This window comes from Pseudoalteromonas sp. T1lg88, assembly GCF_002964765.1.
Lineage (GTDB): Bacteria > Pseudomonadota > Gammaproteobacteria > Enterobacterales > Alteromonadaceae > Pseudoalteromonas.
The window spans coordinates 107,855-127,716 of record NZ_PQCF01000032.1; the positions used below are offsets into that span (position 1 = coordinate 107,855).

Annotated in this window: 19 protein-coding genes; 16 read left to right on the forward strand and 3 right to left on the reverse strand. The window is 47.5% G+C overall.

Translation table 11 applies throughout. The features are described from left to right. Window positions 1-170: 170 nt before the first annotated feature. The 14 genes from murJ (at window position 171) to C2M34_RS12180 (ending at window position 15,997) form a co-directional block, all read left to right on the forward strand. Window positions 171-1,751, forward strand: a complete 1,581-nt coding sequence (gene murJ, locus C2M34_RS12115; RefSeq protein WP_105258936.1) for a murein biosynthesis integral membrane protein MurJ — start codon at window positions 171-173, stop codon at window positions 1,749-1,751. A 63-nt stretch (window positions 1,752-1,814) separates the two neighbouring features. Beyond that, window positions 1,815-2,765: a bifunctional riboflavin kinase/FAD synthetase gene (gene ribF, locus C2M34_RS12120; protein WP_105213068.1), complete on the forward strand. Its 951-nt coding sequence runs from the start codon at window positions 1,815-1,817 to the stop codon at window positions 2,763-2,765. 21 nt (window positions 2,766-2,786) lie between these two features. Then, the gene (gene ileS, locus C2M34_RS12125) at window positions 2,787-5,609 is read left to right on the forward strand and encodes an isoleucine--tRNA ligase (protein WP_105258937.1); all 2,823 of its coding nucleotides are present in this window, start codon (window positions 2,787-2,789) and stop codon (window positions 5,607-5,609) included. Window positions 5,610-5,629: 20 nt separating this feature from the next. Then, a complete protein-coding gene (gene lspA, locus C2M34_RS12130) occupies window positions 5,630-6,127 on the forward strand; it encodes a signal peptidase II (RefSeq protein ID WP_442792493.1) in 498 nt (165 codons plus the stop codon). Next, window positions 6,120-6,560 (forward strand): FKBP-type peptidyl-prolyl cis-trans isomerase, encoded by a 441-nt coding sequence (fkpB, locus tag C2M34_RS12135; protein ID WP_105258938.1) that lies wholly within the window; start codon window positions 6,120-6,122, stop codon window positions 6,558-6,560. The genes lspA and fkpB overlap by 8 nt, the downstream gene beginning before the upstream one ends. Further along, a complete protein-coding gene (gene ispH, locus C2M34_RS12140) occupies window positions 6,560-7,489 on the forward strand; it encodes a 4-hydroxy-3-methylbut-2-enyl diphosphate reductase (protein ID WP_105200975.1) in 930 nt (309 codons plus the stop codon). The genes fkpB and ispH overlap by 1 nt, the downstream gene beginning before the upstream one ends. Before the next feature lie 16 nt (window positions 7,490-7,505). Beyond that, a complete protein-coding gene (locus tag C2M34_RS12145; protein ID WP_105258939.1) occupies window positions 7,506-8,540 on the forward strand; it encodes a sensor histidine kinase in 1,035 nt (344 codons plus the stop codon). Then, entirely contained in the window at window positions 8,540-9,244 is a 705-nt protein-coding gene (locus C2M34_RS12150; protein WP_105258940.1) for a LytR/AlgR family response regulator transcription factor, read from the forward strand. The genes C2M34_RS12145 and C2M34_RS12150 overlap by 1 nt, the downstream gene beginning before the upstream one ends. 269 nt (window positions 9,245-9,513) lie before the next feature. Beyond that, window positions 9,514-10,050, forward strand: coding sequence for a type IV pilus modification protein PilV (gene pilV / locus C2M34_RS12155; RefSeq protein ID WP_105258941.1), 537 nt, complete (start codon window positions 9,514-9,516; stop codon window positions 10,048-10,050). Between the two features lie 9 nt (window positions 10,051-10,059). Next, the gene (locus tag C2M34_RS12160; RefSeq protein ID WP_105259288.1) at window positions 10,060-11,091 is read left to right on the forward strand and encodes a PilW family protein; all 1,032 of its coding nucleotides are present in this window, start codon (window positions 10,060-10,062) and stop codon (window positions 11,089-11,091) included. Further along, window positions 11,073-11,579: a pilus assembly PilX family protein gene (locus C2M34_RS12165; RefSeq protein ID WP_158681443.1), complete on the forward strand. Its 507-nt coding sequence runs from the start codon at window positions 11,073-11,075 to the stop codon at window positions 11,577-11,579. Before C2M34_RS12160 ends, C2M34_RS12165 begins: the two co-directional genes overlap by 19 nt. A 31-nt stretch (window positions 11,580-11,610) precedes the next feature. Beyond that, entirely contained in the window at window positions 11,611-15,285 is a 3,675-nt protein-coding gene (locus C2M34_RS12170; RefSeq protein ID WP_105258943.1) for a pilus assembly protein, read from the forward strand. Then, window positions 15,285-15,689, forward strand: a complete 405-nt coding sequence (locus C2M34_RS12175) for a type IV pilin protein (protein WP_105258944.1) — start codon at window positions 15,285-15,287, stop codon at window positions 15,687-15,689. Before C2M34_RS12170 ends, C2M34_RS12175 begins: the two co-directional genes overlap by 1 nt. Before the next feature lie 5 nt (window positions 15,690-15,694). Then, the gene (locus C2M34_RS12180) at window positions 15,695-15,997 is read left to right on the forward strand and encodes a hypothetical protein (protein WP_105213057.1); all 303 of its coding nucleotides are present in this window, start codon (window positions 15,695-15,697) and stop codon (window positions 15,995-15,997) included. Window positions 15,998-16,284: 287 nt separating this feature from the next. Here the strand turns inward: C2M34_RS12180 and C2M34_RS12185 are convergent, their stop codons facing one another. Beyond that, window positions 16,285-16,824 carry a GspH/FimT family protein gene (locus C2M34_RS12185; protein WP_105258945.1) on the reverse strand — a complete coding sequence of 180 codons (540 nt, stop codon included), beginning with the start codon at window positions 16,822-16,824 and terminating at the stop codon, window positions 16,285-16,287. A gap of 47 nt (window positions 16,825-16,871) precedes the next feature. Next, window positions 16,872-17,411 (reverse strand): GspH/FimT family pseudopilin, encoded by a 540-nt coding sequence (locus tag C2M34_RS12190; RefSeq protein WP_105258946.1) that lies wholly within the window; start codon window positions 17,409-17,411, stop codon window positions 16,872-16,874. A 128-nt stretch (window positions 17,412-17,539) separates the two neighbouring features. Between C2M34_RS12190 and glnB the strand changes: the two genes are divergently transcribed. Further along, window positions 17,540-17,878, forward strand: a complete 339-nt coding sequence (gene glnB, locus C2M34_RS12195; protein WP_105190133.1) for a nitrogen regulatory protein P-II — start codon at window positions 17,540-17,542, stop codon at window positions 17,876-17,878. Between the two features lie 96 nt (window positions 17,879-17,974). On the opposite strand, the gene C2M34_RS12200 is transcribed toward glnB, so the two are convergent. Continuing rightward, the gene (locus C2M34_RS12200) at window positions 17,975-18,733 is read right to left on the reverse strand and encodes an outer membrane protein assembly factor BamD (protein WP_105200986.1); all 759 of its coding nucleotides are present in this window, start codon (window positions 18,731-18,733) and stop codon (window positions 17,975-17,977) included. A 123-nt stretch (window positions 18,734-18,856) separates the two neighbouring features. Between C2M34_RS12200 and rluD the strand changes: the two genes are divergently transcribed. After that, window positions 18,857-19,834, forward strand: a complete 978-nt coding sequence (rluD, locus tag C2M34_RS12205; protein ID WP_105200987.1) for a 23S rRNA pseudouridine(1911/1915/1917) synthase RluD — start codon at window positions 18,857-18,859, stop codon at window positions 19,832-19,834. Window positions 19,835-19,862: the final 28 nt, after the last annotated feature.

Sequence of the window (19,862 nt, forward strand, 5' to 3'; positions counted from 1 at the left end):
CTATAGCGGGTTAGCGCACCCTATACCCAATAAAATTTGGTTTGTTATTGCAGTTAATGGCCTGTGACCGCGGCGGATTATAGCAAAGCAAATGAGCGGCGACCAGCGCTGTATTCGCTCGGCTTTTATTGGCATAATGCCGCAATTAATGTCGGCCCAAGAGAGGATGTGTGGCTAACAGCTTGTTTCGTTCCGGTATGATTGTCAGTGCCATGACAATGATTTCGCGGGTATTAGGATTAGTACGCGATGCGGTGGTGGCCAATCTATTGGGTGCCAATGCCAGTGCCGACGTATTTTTATTCGCTAATCGCATTCCCAACTTTTTACGTCGCTTATTCGCCGAAGGTGCGTTTGCGCAGGCCTTTGTGCCAGTTCTGAGCGAGATAAAAGAACAACAAGGGGATGACGCGGTACGGCTTTTTGTCGCCCACGCCGCCGGCACCCTGGGCACCATATTAATTATTGTTACCCTGCTTGGGGTGATAGGCTCGCCCATAATTGCCGCGCTGTTTGGTGCCGGTTGGTTTGTGGACTGGTATCAAGGTGGCGCCGATGGGGAAAAGTTTCTGCTTGCCTCAAGCTTGTTGAAATGGACCTTTCCCTATTTATTCTTCGTCTCCTTGGTGGCCTTCAGTGGCGCCATTTTAAACGTTTATAACCGTTTTGCGGTGGCCGCCTTTACCCCGGTGCTGCTTAATGTGGCCATTATTGGCTGTGCTATTTTTCTGCATCAGCAATTCGATGTCGGGGCCTATGCGTTGGCCATAGGTGTCTTTGTCGGTGGCGTGGTGCAACTGGCATTTCAAATCCCCTTTTTATATCGCGCCAAGATGTTGGTTCGGCCCCGTTGGGGCTGGCATGATGAAGGGGTGAAAAAGGTAAGAACCCTGATGATCCCGGCGCTGTTCGGGGTGTCGGTGTCGCAAATCAATCTCTTCTTGGATACGGTTATAGCGTCCTTCCTGGTGACCGGCTCCATTGCCTGGCTTTATTACGCCGACCGCTTAATTGAATTCCCACTCGGGCTATTTGGCATAGGCATTGCCACGGTGATCTTGCCGACGCTGTCAAAATTACATGCCGGCGATAAAGGTTCGGACTTCCAGGTTACTCTGGACTGGGGCGTGCGCTTTGTGATTTTCCTTGGACTGCCGGCCATGGTTGGCTTGATGCTCATCAGCCCGCTGATCATTACCGTGCTGTTCGACCATGGCGCCTTTGCCAGTGCCGGTGAAGACCATGTAAGGGCTGTGGCCTTAGGTGTTGCCGCCTACGCGGTGGGCCTGGTGAGCTTTATGCTCATTAAGGTATTGGCGCCTGGCTTTTATGCCCGTCAGGATACCCGTACTCCGGTGCGCATTGGTATTATCGCCATGGCGCTGAACATGGTGTTTAACCTTATGTTGGCACCCTTTATCGGTTATCTGGGATTGGCTCTGGCCACGGCGCTGTCGGCTACTTGTAATGCCTTTTTGCTGTATCGTCAGCTGGCCAAGGACGAGGTGTATCATTTTTCCCGCTTTAGTTTGGCCTTTAGCAGTAAATGCCTTATTGCTAGCGTGGTTATGGGTATCCTGGTTTACCTGGTGCAAGCCCAGTTTGCGTGGCAAGATTGGCCCTTGCTTGAGCAGATAATGCTGCTGGCTGGCCTGATAGGGGCGGCGGCAAGCACTTACTTTGGTATGCTTTTTATTTTTGGTGTGCGCCCAAGTACGATAAAAAATGTGGCAACTACTGAATCACATTAAAAAAAAGATTATAATCGAGCACTTTCGTCAGCAGTAGTGCGCAAAGACAAGGCATTTTGAGCGATGGAGCTTATACGCGGAATCCACAATATACGCGACCAGCATCACGGCTGTGTACTCACCATAGGTAACTTTGATGGAGTGCACTTAGGCCATGTTGAGGTGATCAAGGGGTTACTAGAGGACGCCAAGGCGTTAAACCTACCCAGCACAGTGATGATCTTCGAGCCGCAGCCACAGGAGTTCTTTTGTAAAGATCAGGCTCCGGCACGGCTAACGCGACTGCGTGATAAGCTGGCTTTACTTGCCAAGCTTGGGGTTGAGCGGGTGATCTGTGTCAGCTTTAACCGCAAATTTGCCAATTTAGCCGCTGCTGATTTTGTACAGCAAGTGTTGATTGACAAGCTGGGCGTACAGGCCCTGACCGTGGGCGATGACTTTCGCTTCGGACGTGGCAGGGAAGGTGACTTTTCTTTGCTGCAAGAGCTGGGCAAGGGCGCCGGTATGGCGGTAAAAAGCACGGAAAGCTTTAAAAAAGCCAATGCCAGAGTGAGCAGCACTGCTATTCGTACCGCCTTGAAAGCGGGAGACTTGCAACTGGCGAAAACCATGCTGGGTCATGACTATGCCATCAGTGGCCGGGTGATCCATGGTTGGAAAAAAGGTCGCGAGTTGGGTTTTCCGACCGCCAATGTCGCCCTTAAACGCCAGGTATGCCCTCTTAATGGCGTTTTTGCGGTGCAGGCGGTGATAGCCGGGCGCACCTACAATGGGGTAGCAAATGTAGGTAACAAACCTACATTTAATGGTACCCGGGCCTTGTTGGAAGTACACTTGTTCGACTTTGCCCAGTCGATTTATGGACAATTTATAGAAGTGAAGCTTAAACATAAGCTTCGCGACGAACAAAAATTTAATGGCTTCGATGAATTGGTGCAGCAAATTAAGCACGATGCCATCGCGGCAAAGCAGTTTTTTACTTTAGCGACCACCGCCCAGAGCGGCAGTCTGTAGCCGATACGGAAAGTAGGATTAATGAGCGACTATAAACATACCTTAAACTTACCGGAAACCGAGTTTCCAATGCGTGGCAACCTAGCCCAACGCGAACCGCAAATGTTAAAGCAATGGTACGAGCAAGACTTGTACGGACAAATTCGCGCCGCAAAAAAAGGTAAGAAGTCTTTCATCTTGCATGATGGACCTCCTTATGCCAATGGCAACATTCACCTAGGTCACTCAGTAAACAAAATCCTAAAAGACGTGATTATCAAGTCGAAAACCCTGTCGGATTTCGATGCCCCGTATGTGCCGGGCTGGGACTGTCACGGTCTGCCAATTGAATTAATGGTAGAGAAAAAAGTAGGCAAGCCGGGTCACAAGGTAACAGCCGCAGAATTCAGACAAAAATGTCGTGACTACGCCGCCAAGCAGGTGGAAGGTCAAAAAGCCGACTTTAAACGCCTGGGCGTATTCGGTGAGTGGGACAACCCGTATCTGACCATGAACTTCGATTTCGAAGCCAATGCCATCCGTACTTTAGGTCGTATTATCGACAAGGGTCACCTGCATAAGGGTGCTAAGCCGGTACACTGGTGTACGGATTGTGGTTCGGCCCTGGCCGAAGCTGAGGTTGAATACCAAGACAAGCAGTCGCCAGCCATCGATGTGAAGTTTGTGTTCGCCGATGAGCAGGCCGTTGAAGCGGCATTTGCGTTGAGCGCAGAGCACAAGGGCACAGGCAGCATCGCCACCGCGATTTGGACCACAACGCCTTGGACCTTGCCAGCAAACCGTGCTGTAGCGGTACACGCTAATCTTGAATATGCCTTAGTTCAGGTAGAAGACGAAGGTCAACAACAGCGTTTAGTGCTTGGCTCTGAACTGGTTAAAGATTGTATGGACCGTTTTGGCTTTAAGCATTTCCACACGCTTGGTTATGCCAAAGGTTCTGCCCTTGAAAACCTGCAAGCAGCGCACCCATTTTTAGAATTCAATGTACCGGTTATTCTTGGCGACCACGTTACTACGGACTCGGGTACAGGTATCGTTCATACCGCGCCGGGCCATGGTCAAGAAGACTATGCGGCAGGTCTTGCCTATGGCCTTGAAGTGGCGAACCCGGTTGGTGCTAACGGTGTGTATCTTCCGGATACACCTATTTTCGCCGGTCAGCACGTATTTAAAGCCAATCCGAATGTGATTGAGCTGCTGCAAGAAAAAGGTGCCTTGTTGCATCACCATGCGCTTCAGCACAGCTACCCACATTGTTGGCGCCATAAAACGCCTATTATCTTCCGTGCTACGCCGCAGTGGTTTATTGCCATGGATAAAGCGGGCTTGCGTCAGGATTCACTGGCTGAAATCAAGAAGACAGAGTGGTTGCCAAGCTGGGGTGAAAGCCGTATCGAAAACATGGTTGAAGGTCGCCCGGACTGGTGTATCTCGCGTCAGCGTACCTGGGGTGTGCCGATTGCTTTGTTTGTTGATAAAGACACGGGTGATTTACACCCGAATACCAGCGAACTAATCGAAAAAGCGGCGCAACTGGTAGAAAAAAGTGGCATTCAGGCATGGTATGACCTTGAGCCGGAAACCCTATTAGGTGCGGATGCCGAGCGTTATGTAAAAGTACAAGATACTCTGGACGTGTGGTTTGACTCGGGTGTAACTCACGCTTGTGTGCTGGATGCTCGCGATGAGCTGAGCTCACCTGCGGATCTATACCTGGAAGGGTCGGATCAGCACCGTGGTTGGTTTATGTCATCGCTAATGACCAGTGTTGCCATTCATGGCCGCGCGCCATACCGCCAGGTGATGACCCATGGTTTCACCGTGGATGAAAACGGCCGTAAGATGTCTAAGTCTTTAGGCAACGTGATTTCACCGCAAGACGTGATGAATAAAATGGGCGCCGACATTCTGCGTCTCTGGGTGGCGTCGACCGACTTTACCGCAGAGATGACGGTATCGGATGAAATTTTCAAACGCGCCGCGGATCGTTACCGTCGTATTCGTAATACCAGCCGTTACCTACTGGCTAACCTAAATGGCTTTAACCCAAGCACTGATTTGGTTGATGTGGCCGACATGGTTGAGCTTGACCGTTGGATCGTCTCTCGTGCGGCGCAGTTGCAAGAAGAAATCGTTAATGCCTATGACGAGTATCAGCTACTTGTGGTTACACAGAAGCTAATGAACTTCTGTACCGGCGAGCTGGGCTCTTTCTACCTAGACGTGATCAAAGACCGTCAGTATACGGCCAAGGCTGACTCGCACGCTCGTCGTTCATGTCAGAGCGCTCTGTACCATATTGCCGAGGCGATGACACGTTGGATGGCGCCTATTCTAAGCTTTACCGCTCAAGAAATCTGGCAGGTGCTGCCGGGTGAGCGCAGCGAGTTTGTATTTACCGCTACCTGGTATGAAGGTTTAACTTCGGTTGAAGGTAAGTTCTCTGATGAGCAATGGCAAACCGTGTTGACCGTCCGTGATGCGGTAAACCGTGTCCTGGAAAGTGCCCGTAAGGAAGACATTATCGGTGCTACCTTGCAAGCAGAGGTGACTCTGTACGCCAATGACGAGCTTAAAGCGACACTGGATGCCTTGTCTGACGAGCTGCGCTTTGTGCTGCTGACTTCTAAAGTATCCGTGCTTGCCCATGTTGATAAGCCGGCTGACATTGAAGAGTCTGAATTGACTGGCTTAGCCGTATTCGTGGCCGCCACTAATGCACAAAAATGTGAGCGTTGTTGGCACTATTGTGATGATGTAGGCAGTGTTGAAGCGCATGCGGAGCTGTGTGGTCGCTGTGTTACTAACGTTGATGGCGATGGCGAAACACGTCAATTTGCATAATCTCAGCTGTAGGAGTGAATGTGTCAGCTAAGCGTAATGGATTAATTTGGTTGGTACTTACTGTGGTGCTTTTGGTGGTCGACTGGGCCACCAAAACCCTGGTAGTGAATACCATGACCTTAGGGCAGACCATAGATATTCTGCCTGTTTTTAATATTACCTATGTACATAACCCAGGTGCTGCATTTAGCTTTTTAAGCGATGCCGGTGGCTGGCAACGTTGGTTTTTAAGTGCCATTGCGGTGGCGATTTCGGTGTTACTGATCTGGTGGCTTAAACGCTTACCCGCATCGAATAAATTACTTGGCTGTGCCTATGCCCTTGTGTTGGCTGGCGCCCTAGGTAATCTTTATGATCGTATGGTTTATGGCTATGTGATTGATTTTATTCATGTGTATTATCAGAACTGGCATTACCCCAAGTTTAATATTGCCGATTGCGCCATCTGTATTGGTGCCGCGCTATTGTTAATTGATGCCTTTAAATCAAGCAGTAAAAAGGAGTCGGTCAATGAGTGAAGCCATTATCTGTGCTAATTCTGAAGTAGTGTTTCATTTTTCGATCAAGTTGTCGGATGGCTCTGCCGCCGATTCCACCAAGGTTCACAACAAGCCTGCTAAACTGGTAATGGGTGATGGCAGCCTGACGGAAAACTTTGAGAAGTGTTTGCTGGGCCTGCGTGCCGGTGAGGAAAAAAGCTTTGAGCTTGAGCCTGAGGATGCCTTTGGCCAACCTAATCCGGACAACATTTATCATGTGGATCGCAGCAAGTTCAGCGCCGAAGCGCCAGCTAAGGTGGGCGCAATTATTGCTTTTACTCAGCCAGATGGCACCGAGCTACCGGGTGTAGTGCGTGAAGTGCAAGGCGAGTCGGTGACCATTGATTTCAACCATCCTTTAGCCGGTCAAAAGCTGACGTTTGAGGTGGAGATCTTAGAGGTAATTAACTGATGAAAATCATGTTAGCCAACCCGCGCGGATTTTGTGCCGGGGTCGATAGAGCGATCAGTATAGTAGAGCGTGCCTTGGATATTTTCGAGGCGCCCATCTATGTGCGTCATGAAGTGGTGCACAATAAATACGTGGTCAATGGTCTAAAAGACCGAGGCGCCGTGTTTGTTGAAGAGCTGGATCAGGTACCCGATGACAGTATCGTGATTTTCAGTGCTCATGGAGTATCGCAAGCGGTACGCCAGGAAGCCAAACGTCGTGAGCTGAAAGTATTTGACGCTACCTGTCCTTTGGTTACTAAGGTACATATGGAAGTAACCCGGGCTTCACGCCGTGGCACCGAATGTATTTTGATCGGTCACCAGGGTCATCCAGAAGTGGAAGGCACCATGGGTCAATACGACAACCCTGAAGGCGGTATCTATCTGGTGGAAACCCCAGAGGACGTGGCCAAGCTTGAGGTTAAAGATCCTAGTAAGCTGTTTTACTGCAGCCAAACCACCTTGTCGGTGGATGATACCGCCGATGTGATAGACGCATTGCGTGAGCGCTTTTCGGATATCGATGGCCCGCGTAAGGACGATATCTGCTACGCCACACAAAACCGTCAGGATGCGGTGCGTGATTTGGCAGACAAGGTTGATGTGCTTTTAGTTGTCGGTGCTAAGAATAGCTCCAACTCTAACCGCCTACGCGAACTGGCCAGTAAGATGGGCACCACAGCCTATTTGATTGATGATGCCAGCTCCATTGATGCCAACTGGTTACAAAATGTTGATAGCGTTGGCGTAACAGCAGGCGCATCGGCGCCAGAGGTGTTGGTAAAAGAGGTGGTCAATCACCTTAAATCACTTGGCGGTGAGCAGGTGGTGGAAAACCCGGGACGTGAAGAAGATATAGTCTTTGCCGTTCCTGCAGAGCTTAGATAAGCACTTGGGGTGATTAATGAGTCAGTCGTTATCAGCCCAAGCTAATTCTTATTCTTTACTGACCACCTTGTGTCAAACGCGCGGTATACTTAGCGCTTTGATCGTGGCACAGGTGCTGGCCCTGATCATCAGTTTCAGCGAGTATCAACCGGATAATTTCTGGTTGGTGCTTGGCCAGAGCAGTCTGCTCATTCAATTTATTACCTCCATCAGCATTGCTGCGCTTTATGTTCTGAGTCGAGTTAAGCCTGACCTAAACAATTCTGTGCAAGCGCTTGCCGTGGTTGCTGTGTTGGTGCTGAGCACCCTGGCTATCACCTTGTATATCAGCTATCTCGAACTGCTCGATGCTCGGCTTTCTCACTGGTTTGTGTTTAAAAGCAGTGCTATCAGCCTATTGGTAGCGGCGTTATTTGTGCAGTTTATGGCCATCTATAACGAGCATGCCAAGGCGCATTCGGCCTATGCGCGAGCCCAGCTAGATGCGTTACAAGCCCGTATTCGCCCACACTTTTTGTTCAATAGCCTCAACACTCTAGCCGAGTTGGCCCATGAAGACAGCGACGCCGCCGAGGAATCGGCATTGGCGCTGGCGTCTTTATCCCGGGCGGCGATGCAGGTGGGTCAGCAAAGCACTTTGGCGCAAGAGCTTGCTCTGGCCAAGCGCTATATTGCCCTGGAGCAGTGGCGTTTTGGCGAGCGTCTAAAGGTAAACTGGTATCTGCCCAAGGAAATCCCCGAGGTGGTTTTACCCTGCTTAACGCTACAGCCCTTGTTGGAAAACGCCGTGGTTCACGGTATTGAGAGCAGTGATAAGGGTGGGGTTATTGATGTTGAGGTACATATTAGTAAGCAAAGTGCTACTGTTATTGTTAGTAACAGTTTGAGTGCGCAGCCAACACCAACAACACGAGCGCACAACGGTATCGCCTTGGATAATATTCAAAAGCGTCTGAGCATCATTTATGCCGGCCAGGCCAGCATGCGGTCGCGCCGTTTGGCGAATAGTTATCGCGTTAAGTTGGTGGTGCCTAAAATGGAGTTTATATAGTGCAGGTTTTGATCGTTGATGATGAGCCCATGGCGCAAAAGCGCCTTAATCGCTTGTTGGCCGAGCACGCCCATATAGATGTGATCGGGTATGCGAATAATGGTGTGGAGGCTGTTGAGTTAGCGGCACAATTGCAGCCCGATGTGATCTTTATTGACGTTGAAATGCCGGGGAAGAACGGCTTAAGTGCGGCACAAGAAATTAACGAGCAGGCCATTCCGCCTGCTATTGTGTTTGTAACCGCTCACCCTCAGCATGCCCTCGATGCCTTTAAGGTGATGCCTGCTGCATATCTGTTAAAACCCTTGGAGCGCCAAGAGCTGGATATCGTGGTGAATAAACTGAGCCAACTTAATAAGGCGCAGGTGAAAGGGCAGCAACAGCAAAGCATTAGCTATAAGGTAGGACATCAAACCAAAAAGCTAAACTTGTCTGACATTATTTACTGCTGCAGCGATGGTAAGTATACGCAAGCCATTTGCCATGATACGCAGGTCTTGCTTGATACCAGTCTAAAGGAGTTGGAGCAGCAGTATCCAAGAGTGTTTTTACGCATTCACCGTAATACCTTGGTGAATAAAGAACAGCTGCAGTCCGTGGTACAACAGGACAAGCAATATCAGGTGCGGCTAAAGTCGTGCGAGGATTTATTAAGCGTTAGCCGCCGTGAAGTAACCCGGGTAAAGGAAGCTTTGACGGAATAACCTGCTGTTAACTTTGTTCTTCACCTTGGTCTTGTTGTCATAATTTTAAGCTTCTAACCTCAGATTTTAGAATATTCACACATTCCTTGGGCAAGGCTGAGTTATAGATGATTTTTAAGGAAAAATTCTTAGTTAATAATACCCCCACCTAAACCACCAGGATTAGCTAACCGCTTAATCCTGAAAAGATACCGTTTATTCCTTCTTACGTTGAGTCTGGCATTAGAGTTACTAAACTGTTAAGAATTACTGCAACTCCATGGATCATTATGCGTAATCAACAAGGTTTTACCCTCCTAGAAACGCTTATCGCGTTTATTGTTTTAGTCTTTGGCCTCCTCGGTGCCATTGCCTTACAAGCTAAGGCGAAACAGGCTACCTATGACGCCATGCAGCGCGCGGCAGCGCTAGGCGTTGCCAATGATGTGATTGAGCGTATGAAAGCCAATACCGAAGGGGCGCTGGCCGGTAACTACAATGGTAATATTGCCAGTAGTGATACGCAGGATGGCGGCTATGTTAGCTGTATAAACAGCGACTGTAGTGCGGCTCAAATCGCGGGTTTTGATATTGAACATTGGCGTAAGTCGATTCGTGCGGTCGATAATACGGGGTCATTATCCGATGCCATGATTTGCATTACTACCAATGGTGGCGCCAATAACCTAGCCATTAATGTTGTGGTATCTTGGGATTCACGCCAAGAGTTGACCAGTAATGCAGATGCGGGGGCCATAAAAGCAGATTGCGGTACCAATGATGACCGCCGCCGTGTGTTAGCACTTAATTCATTTCTATTTGTGTAGGGAGCGACAATGGATATAAAGCACAACAGGTTTAATCGTAGCGCCGGTTACACCCTATTAGAGCTAATGATCGCCATGGTCGTTGGCTTATTTCTAATTGGTGGCGTGATGTTTACCTACCTGAGCATGAAGGTAACCACATCGGACACGGTGGAGATGGGAGAGTTGCAAGAAACCGGCCGTATTGCACTGGATATCTTAGGAAAAGATCTGAGAATGGCAGGCTTTTTTGGTCGCTTAAATCCTGACTCCTTGGCTACCTCTGTGGTTGCCACGACGGCTCCGGCCACTGATTGTTCCGCAGGGCTAAATAACGGCAGCTTTCCAGATCCTGGCGCAGCAACAAACTTTCGAGTTATATATGGAGTAGAAGCTAAGACGGCAAGTGTGCTTGGTTGTATTGCCAATGCTAAGACCGGAAGTGATGTTATCCAAATTAAACGAGCCACAGGCGAGGAAGTGTCTGGGCAAGCCACACAGGCTGGCCAGTATTATGTGCAAACCACCTTAGCTGATGCGCGTTTTAGCAAAGGAGATGGTGCTCCTATTCCTTTTGAATTAGGTAAAGGGGTCTGGCCCTACGAGCACCTAGTGTATTACGTAGCCGAGGATACTTATACCTCGGGCGGTAAAGATATTACCGTGCCTGTGCTTATGCGTAAACGCTTAATCAATGGCGCAATGCAAACTGAGCCAGTACTTGAAGGTGTGGAAAATATTCGCTTCCTTTACGGTCTCGACAACGATGGCAATGGCGATGTGGATGTATATCGAGACGCAAACCAAATGACAGAAACTGATTGGGAGCAGTCGGGCACGACAAGTATTAAAACCGTGCAAGTATCTGTATTAGTGCGTGCAGCAAAGGAAGATAATAACATCCAGTTAAAAAACAAAACCTATACATTAGGTGGGGATGCCGCCGCCACACAACGAATATTAACAGGTGCGGATGTGCCAGGAAATTATCGTCGCATGGTGTTTGTTTCAACCTTTAAAATTAACAATGCCGGAGGCAACCAATGGTTAATAGCAATTTAGGACGTGCTCGCCAGCAGGGCGTAGTATTAATCGCCGCCCTTGTTATGGTGCTAGTCGTGAGTGGCGTAGCCGTAACGCTAATGAGCAGCAGTAGCGTTGACATGAAAGTGATCAATGCGGCGCAAGAATATGACGAAGCCTTAACTTCGGTCTATGCAGATGCAAGCCGTGCTATTTATGAAGAGATTAAGGTAAATGGTGCCACTAATTTTACCAAGCCCAATTTAGCGCCATCTCCAACCGACGGCAGTAAACCGGATGATGAAAAAGTGGATTTAACCGCGGCAGGCGCTAAGGCGTCCTTGTCCTTACTTAAGGCGCCGGGGGTACCCAGTCCTACCAACTGCTCGCGTAAACGATCAGCTCATGACACTAGTACGCAAATTAAATGCAGCCGTGACTTAAGGGTTGTTAGCTCAGTTGCTTATGGAAAAAACAATCGCCATACGGTCAGCGTGGTTGCCGGTATAGAGCAAGAATCTCTATAGCCTGTGCGGCATTAAATAATAGGTGAACAAGATGAAAGTTTTTAAAAAGTTAGCTTTGTTGTGTGCACTGTCGGTGCCTGCAGCAATTCATGCCGAGGACATAGAAGTCTATGTTGGTAATTCTGCGGCTGTGGGCGCCAAGCCTAAGGTACTCTTTATTCTTGATAACTCAGGTAGTATGAATGAGACTGTTACAGCAGCCATTCCTTATAACCCTGCGGAAACATACGAAGGCATAGGTTCAAGTAACGCCTTTGATGAAGGGTATATTTTCTATTCGGTAGGCATACCATTAGACGATATACCCCTTACCGATCTCGAAACCAGAGCCGATGCTAAGCGTTTTGAAATGCTGCTAAATGGTTGTGATGCTGCGAAAGAAGCACTGGCCGAATACGGTTTTTATACCGGCAAGATGCTTGAGTTTTCAAAGGCTGGTAACGGGGGAAGTTGGGAAAACTTAAAGAACGATAACGGTGGTAATATGAACAGCGCCGTTGATTGTTTGGATGACTTTCGTAATAACGATAGCGACAATGAGTTTGAAAACCCAACCGCCAGTTTACCTCAGTACCTACAAGTTAAATCTGGCCAAGTCTATAGCTCACAAATTGATGATGAGTTAGAAGGCTTTCCAAGCAATGCCAATGTCAGCGGTCATAACCCATTCCTCGGCTATAGTGGGTCAAGTCCCAGCGACTACTCTCGCGAGCAAATGGAAGCTGAATTTGAGCAAGCCAGGATTGTAACGCTATATACACCCAATTATGTGCGTTGGCATATTAATAAGTCAGTCAATACAACCGAAGAGCAGAAAATTGAAGTCGCCCGGGAAACGATTCGCTCGACACTAGGGGCAACACAAGAAGCCGATTTTGCACTTATGTTGTATAACCTAAACTATCCGGCAGAAAACAACCGGGATGGTGGCCGGATAGTGGCTGGTTTTGGTGGCGGTGATGAAAACATCGTTGATATAGTTAGATCTATTGAAGCGCAAACGGCTACCCCTCTTTGCGAAACCTTATTCGAAGCCTACAATTACTTTGCGGGTAATCCGGTATTATTTGGCGATGATGACACCGATTGTAATAGTGAGACTGATCGCAATAGTTCTAATGCTAATGATGAATGTGAATATCTTGGTTACACAGGTAATAGTCCATCCTACGACAGCTCGATTGTTACGGATGTTGATGGTACCCAGACTTACATTACCCCTTTCACCTACCGTGGTGATTGCCCCTCTAATATTAGTATTATTTATATTACCGATGGCCTTCCAGTACGAGATGAAGCAGCCAATGAAGCTATCGCAAGACTCGATGGTATGACCTTGACGTCGGACGAGTTTGGTGACTTGGTTGTTGATGAGAGTTATCTTCCAGCCCTGGCGCATTGGATGCATAAAAATGATATTAATACCAATGTGGGCGGTATCCAAAGTGCGACACTTTATACGGTAGGCTTTGGTGATGGTGCGCCAGAAGCTATTTTGGAGAAGGCGGCGCAAGCCGGTGGTGGTCGTTATTATTTTGCTGACGATGGTGAGTCGCTAGAAGATGCGATTCAAGAAACCTTGAATACTATTTTGGCTACATCTACCTCTTTTACTGCTCCTTCGGTAGCCAGTAATAACTTTGACCGCACACAGACATCGGATTCCGTCTATTACGCTATGTTTTTACCCACCGAAGGTGCCCGTTGGGCCGGTAACTTGAAAAAGTTAAAAGTATCCCAGGGTAATGTAGTGGATAAAAATGGTGCTCCAGCGCTTGATACGAATGGTAATATAAAATCCGGAAATGGCATTGCTACTACATTCTGGAGTGCCGCGCCCGATGGTGGTGACGTGCGTGCCGGTGGTGCTAACTATGTGTTATCACAGCTAAGTGCAGGTAACCGCAACGTATATTCTAATCTTGCAGATGAAGGTGGTGCTCTGACTAGCCTAACTGCATCAAATGTGAATAGTTTCCATGGCAGTGAAGAGGTGGCTGCTGGGAAGCTTGGGGTTCCAGCTACTGAGATCACTGACTTGATTAATTGGGCACGTGGCTTCGATGTCGATGATGATGATAATGATGAACAAACCAATGATACACGCCAGGATATTATGGGTGATCCCTTGCATTCGCGCCCGGTGGCTCTGAGTTACCCTGACGGTGAAATAAAAATTATTATTGGAACTAACGCCGGTTTTGTACACTTGTTCTCGGATAGAAATGATACCTTAACTGAACAATGGAGTTTTATTCCTCACGAGTTACTCGATAATTTAGCGGTCCTGCGCAGTAATGAAAGTGGGGAGAAAGTTTATGGTATGGATGGCACCGCCACCGTGTATTTTAACGACAAAAATAACGATGGCATTGTAGATGATGGCGTGGATACGGTGTGGGTCTTTATCGGAATGCGACGTGGTGGTAATTCATATTATGCAATAGACATGTCTAATAGTAATGCACCAGAGCTAATGTGGTCTTTGGATTCTACTACTCCGGGTATGGGGCAACTAGGACAAACCTGGTCACAACCCGTTATTACTTACCTCCAAGGATATCGTGATGCTGACGGCAATGATGAGCCGATCTTGGTTTTTGGAGGCGGTTATGACATAGGCAAAGATTCCAGCTTCGAGGCCGATTCGGTTGGTCGTGGCGTTTACATGATTAAAGCCCGTGATGGCAGCCTAGTTGGCAAATTTACCAACGAACCTTTAGCCCTGATAGGTGATGGTAAATTTTTTGAAGGTCAGCACGGAATTGTTGGTGAAGTAGCCATGCTAGACGGTAACTATGACGGTTATACCGACCGCATGTATGCCAGCGATACAGGTGGTAATGTGTGGCGATTCGATATGCCCAGTAGCGATAAGAGTTCTTGGTCGGTGTTTAAGTTTGCTCAATTTAGTAACGCGGCGGTTGAGTCGGAACAGCGCCGCTTCTATTACGGTCCTTCTGTTACCCGTACCTACTTTACTAAGGTAGAAACTGAGGAGGTAACTGTAGACGGACAGTCAACCACAGTGGTATCAAGGCAAGAGCTTCCGTTTGAAGCCGTGTTAGTGGGTAGTGGTAATCGGTCACACCCGCTCGAAACCAAAGAAAGTAACTACCTTTATATGTTGCGTGATATGAATACACAGACTAAGACATTTGATGTCACCAACAAGCCAGACCCTTTAACCATGGGTGATTTAAAAGATGTTTCAAATTTGCCTTTTGACGGAGTTGATCCGACTAGTGACGCTTTTATAGCGCTCGAGGAGGAATTGGGCAATTACGATGGCTGGATGTATAAATTAAAAGCGACCGAAAAATCACTTGCTAAGCCATCAGTGCTATTTGGTGTTGCTTATTTCACTTCGTTTACGCCGAGTGAGAACAACAATATAGCGCAATGCGTGCTCGATGGTGGTCAAGGCTTATTGTATGCATTTAACCTGAATTATGGTTCCAGTGTGTATAACAGCATCTCTTTGGACTTAGGTAATAAGATCCCACCACCTATGACATGGGTTGTAGGTCCTCCTGATGGCTTCTATTGTCTAAACTGTGGAACCGCTACTATTTGGAATCCAGACCCTTCTCCTGGTGAAACAGGTGGACTACCGCCCTTAATTGGCGTTGATGGTCCTAATCCAACCAAGCCAGGCTTTAGAACCATACAGAACTATATTTATCGCCTAGAGGATAATAACTAATGGAAAGAAGTAACGGATTTACACTAATAGAATTGATGATTACGGTGGCAGTAGTCGGAATTTTAGCGGCTATTGCCTATCCGAATTATCAGAGCTTTGTTATTAGTAGTGCCCGCTCAGAGGCCATGAGTGCGGTACTTGATGCGGCAAGCAAGCAAGAACAGTATTTTGCTGATAATCGTCAATATACAACGACCATAAGTAACTTGGGTTTAAGTACTACTACAGAGTCGGGTTTGTACGCACTTTCAGCCACCGTAGATGGGCAAAGTTTCGTAATAACAGCCACCCCAGCGGGAGGAGTGGCGTTAAAAGACACCAATTGTACAACATTCACCATAAACGAGGTTGGCGTTAAAGGCGCAACTCCAAGCGCCAATACCGACATTTGTTGGAAGAGGTAAGCTATATGAAAATTTTATCAAAATTAATGTTAGCGGGTGCCTTGGTTGCCTTGTCATCAAGCGTTTACGCTAAATCGCTTAATGGTTATAAGTGCTATGCCTTGTTAGAAGACAATACCTTTGCCGTTATCGATGTGGAGATAAAGCAAAAAAGTAAGGCGCAGGCGGCTAATGCGGCTATTGCAGAAGGGCATAAATACCCAGGCAAGAAGCTACAACGGGTAGCAGAAATTCAGCAGTGCGTTTTACGCAGTGAAGAGTTTTCTGATACTAACGCACGTAAATTGGATAAGCTGAAGTTGCGTTAGTATCAACGAACCTAGTTTCACGCTTTAGAAAATGCCAGCTTTGCTGGCATTTTTATTTGGCTTATAACGTCGTTTTGGGAGTTATATGTGCTTTGGCTTTACTCTATCGCTTCGTTTAAGTACCAATAGAGCCGAGATTGATATAGAGAGCCTTCCCAATATAAGTGAGCCCGTACACGTGAACGTAGCGATGCAGCACGGCGTTTACAAGGTGCCTGTTGTTCGAGGTGAACCTCCAAAAAAACACGTGAGTCGGGCGGTAACCAAATCATACCCTTGCAGCGTTCCTAATTACATTTGTCGCTATCCTCAAGTAAGCGAATTCGGCCGACTAGACTCACAGTAATACGCAGTGCGGGTTGATTTAATTTGGGCTCTGCCGAGCAATAGATAAAGCTGCCGTTATTAAATCCCAGTAACATTCCTGTGGGTTTAAAACTGACACCGGTTCGCGAATAGCTGATTCGGTCGCCTGAACGAGGAGGGGAGATAACACGCAGGATCTGTTCATTAGCATTGCGCTGGCGGTCTTGATTTTCGTCAACAAAAATCATTATGTCGTTTTGCCAAGAATCTGTGCATTGCTGTGCTATTTGCGGGCAGATTCTTACAAACTGATTATGGTAGATGGCGTAGGCGCGGGCCGACATTACATTGCGGTGTAGGGTTTGCATATAGTTAGTGCGGCGATTAGTAAGTTGTAGGTCACCGAAGCTAAACAGAGCGATGCTGATAAGAATAGCGGCTATTGAGATAGCAACCATTAATTCTACCAGCGTCATACCTAAGGCAGCATGATGTGAATAAACCAGAGATTGTGCTTTCATCCTTGAAGCCCATATCTAATCCTTTAGCTATAAGGTTAGCTGCCTTGTTAGGAATCGCAAGTACTGGTGGTTTTGCCTAGGTCGCGAATGGTGCCAGCAGGCATTACTTGAAGCTCAACATTGTATTTATTGTCGCTGGTTGGGCAATAAATAAAGCTTTGTGTTGCACTCACTTGACCTTTTTCATTAAACCTAATTGTTGTAGAAGAAGCTTTTAACTTGCTATTAGAAACAAGAGAAGACAATGAGCGCAGTAAAATATCATTGTCTTTTTCAAAACTGCCGCTGTTGTCTATATCAGAAAACATGATGATGGTGCCCGTTGTCCAGTCTGTCGCACAAGAGCCATTTTCTCCCGGATTGGCCATGGCGCACATGATCACTGGGTCGCCGGTCGTCATGGCTTTAGCGCGGGCGAACTTAACCTGACGCTTAAATTCCATGGCAAAATTATTGGCTTTTTCTTTATTCGTCATTTGTGTAGTGCTGAATAAAGCCATGCCCAATAAGATGGCACCAATGGCGATTGTGACCATCAGTTCAATTAGGGTAAAACCGCGTTGCTTTGTAAAGTGATGATTTTTCATTACATCGTCCTGTTGGCGTAATTATATTAATTTTAACACTATTAACGCATTAGTCACCCCCTTTGATGTTTGCGTCGCCGTCAACAATTGACTAAAATCGGCTCATCTGCCAGCGCAAGAACGAAAATATGAAAAAAGTAGAAGCCATCATCAAGCCATTTAAATTGGACGACGTACGAGAAGCCTTATCTGAGGTGGGTATCACGGGTATGACGGTATGCGAAGTGAAAGGCTTTGGCCGCCAAAAGGGACATACTGAGCTTTATCGTGGCGCCGAGTATATGGTCGACTTTCTGCCTAAAGTGAAGCTTGATATTGTCCTTGCCGATGAAGATGTCGATCGTGCCATTGAAGTCATAGTAAGCACGGCACAAACGGGCAAAATTGGTGACGGTAAAATTTTTGTGACCGATGTCGAGCGTGTAGTACGTATCCGTACACAAGAAGAAGACGAACAAGCCATCTAATATCAATTACACTAGTAAAATTGATATTCAAGCTATAAAAAAATCCGATGTGTTGAGCATCGGATTTTTAGTATCTTGGTTAAGCTGTATAACGACTTAACGTTTATCCTTGTTTAATTCCAGCGTTTGTCTGGTGTGCGCAGCCACGTCATCAAGGCCAAGCTTTTCATAGCTCTTCACCATCATTTCCAGCGCCGGGATTAAATAGCTGCTTTGCGAGAAATGCTCTACCACATATTTACCACGGTTGGCGGCCGCCAAATAAGCCTCACGCTCATAGTAATAATTCGCTACCTTTAACTCATTACGAGCCATTTTATTTAGCAGCCATACCAAGCGACGTTTGGCCTCGGGAGCATATTTACTCTCAGGGTAATTATTGATCAGAGTTGAGAAATCACTAAAGGCGACGCGAGTGCGCTGGGCATCGCGGTCGGCGCGGTCAACACCAAAGTATTCCTGAAATGCATTTTCATCCGCCTTGATATTCACCAAGCCCCGCATGTAATACATGTAGTCCAAGTCTTTATGGTTGGGGTTTAAGCGAATAAAACGGTCGATGGTAGCCAGGGCCTGCTCGGTATTGCCAGTTTGATAGTGAGCGTAGACCAAGTCCATCTGTACTTGTTTAGAAAATGGACCGAAAGGATAGCGAGCATCAATAGCGGAAAGTAATTCTATCGCACGGGCGTAAAGGCCCGAATCTAGCGTTTGGCGTGCGTCTTCATAGAGCGCCTGCGCCGATTTATTAGGCACGCGTTCTATTTCTTCTTGCTCTGGTGCCGATGAACATGCGCTAAGTAAGGAGGCCGTGAATACGACTGCTAATGCCCGTTTACTTATTTTATTTATCATTAATTAGGTACCTTCGTTGTCTTTGGCTAGGCCAAGTAGGTAAAACCGAGTAAACTATGCGAATTATGCGATTCTAACCCAGTCAAGCAGACCTTGCACTGGTAAATTAGGTAAAACTTGCTTATGGCAGAACAAATTTCCCTCAGTGCAGAGGTTCCCGTAGAGCTGGGCGGTAAACGTCTAGACCAGATTTTAGCGCAATTGTTCCCGGATTATTCTCGCTCGCGCATTAAAACTTGGATTCTCGATGACATGGTGCATGTTAACGGCCTGGTGGTAAACACCCCACGTGAAAAATTGTTGGGGGGAGAACAGGTTAACATCGAAGCCCAGCTGGAAGCACCGCGCGAGTATGAAGCACAAGATATCGATTTGAATATCGTTTATGAAGACGATGATATTTTAGTGATCAACAAGCCTGCGGGTCTGGTTGTGCATCCAGGTGCAGGTAACCCAGATGGCACAGTGCTTAATGCCTTGTTGCACCACTGCCCAGAAATCGAAAATGTGCCGCGTGCCGGCATTGTGCACCGACTGGATAAAGATACCACGGGTCTAATGGTAATAGCCAAAACCATACCGGCACAAACGCATCTGGTTGCGGCGCTGCAAAAGCGTGATAACTTTACTCGTGAATATGAGGCCATTTGTTATGGCACCATGACGGCGGGTGGCATGGTGGATGCACCTATTGGTCGTCACGCGACTAAGCGTACCCATATGGCGGTAACCGAGTTTGGTAAGCCGGCGGTAACTCATTACCGTGTTGCCGAGAAGTTCCGTGCTCATACGCGCCTGCGTCTGCGTTTGGAATCTGGACGTACGCACCAAATTCGTGTGCATATGGCACATATTAGCCACCCCTTGGTAGGTGACCCCTTCTATGGTGGTCGACCGCGTCCGCCGAAAAATGCCAGTGAGGAATTTATCAGCGTATTGCGTGGCTTTAAGCGCCAGGCTCTGCATGCCATTAAGTTGCAGCTTGCACACCCGATCACAGGTGAGCAAATGCGTTGGCAGGTGCCAGTGCCCGAGGATATGGTTGCCCTGACCGAAGCCTTGCGTCTCGATACCCAGCTAAATGGTCACGAAGACTATTAATTCCAGCATTTTTACCCCAACCTGGCCT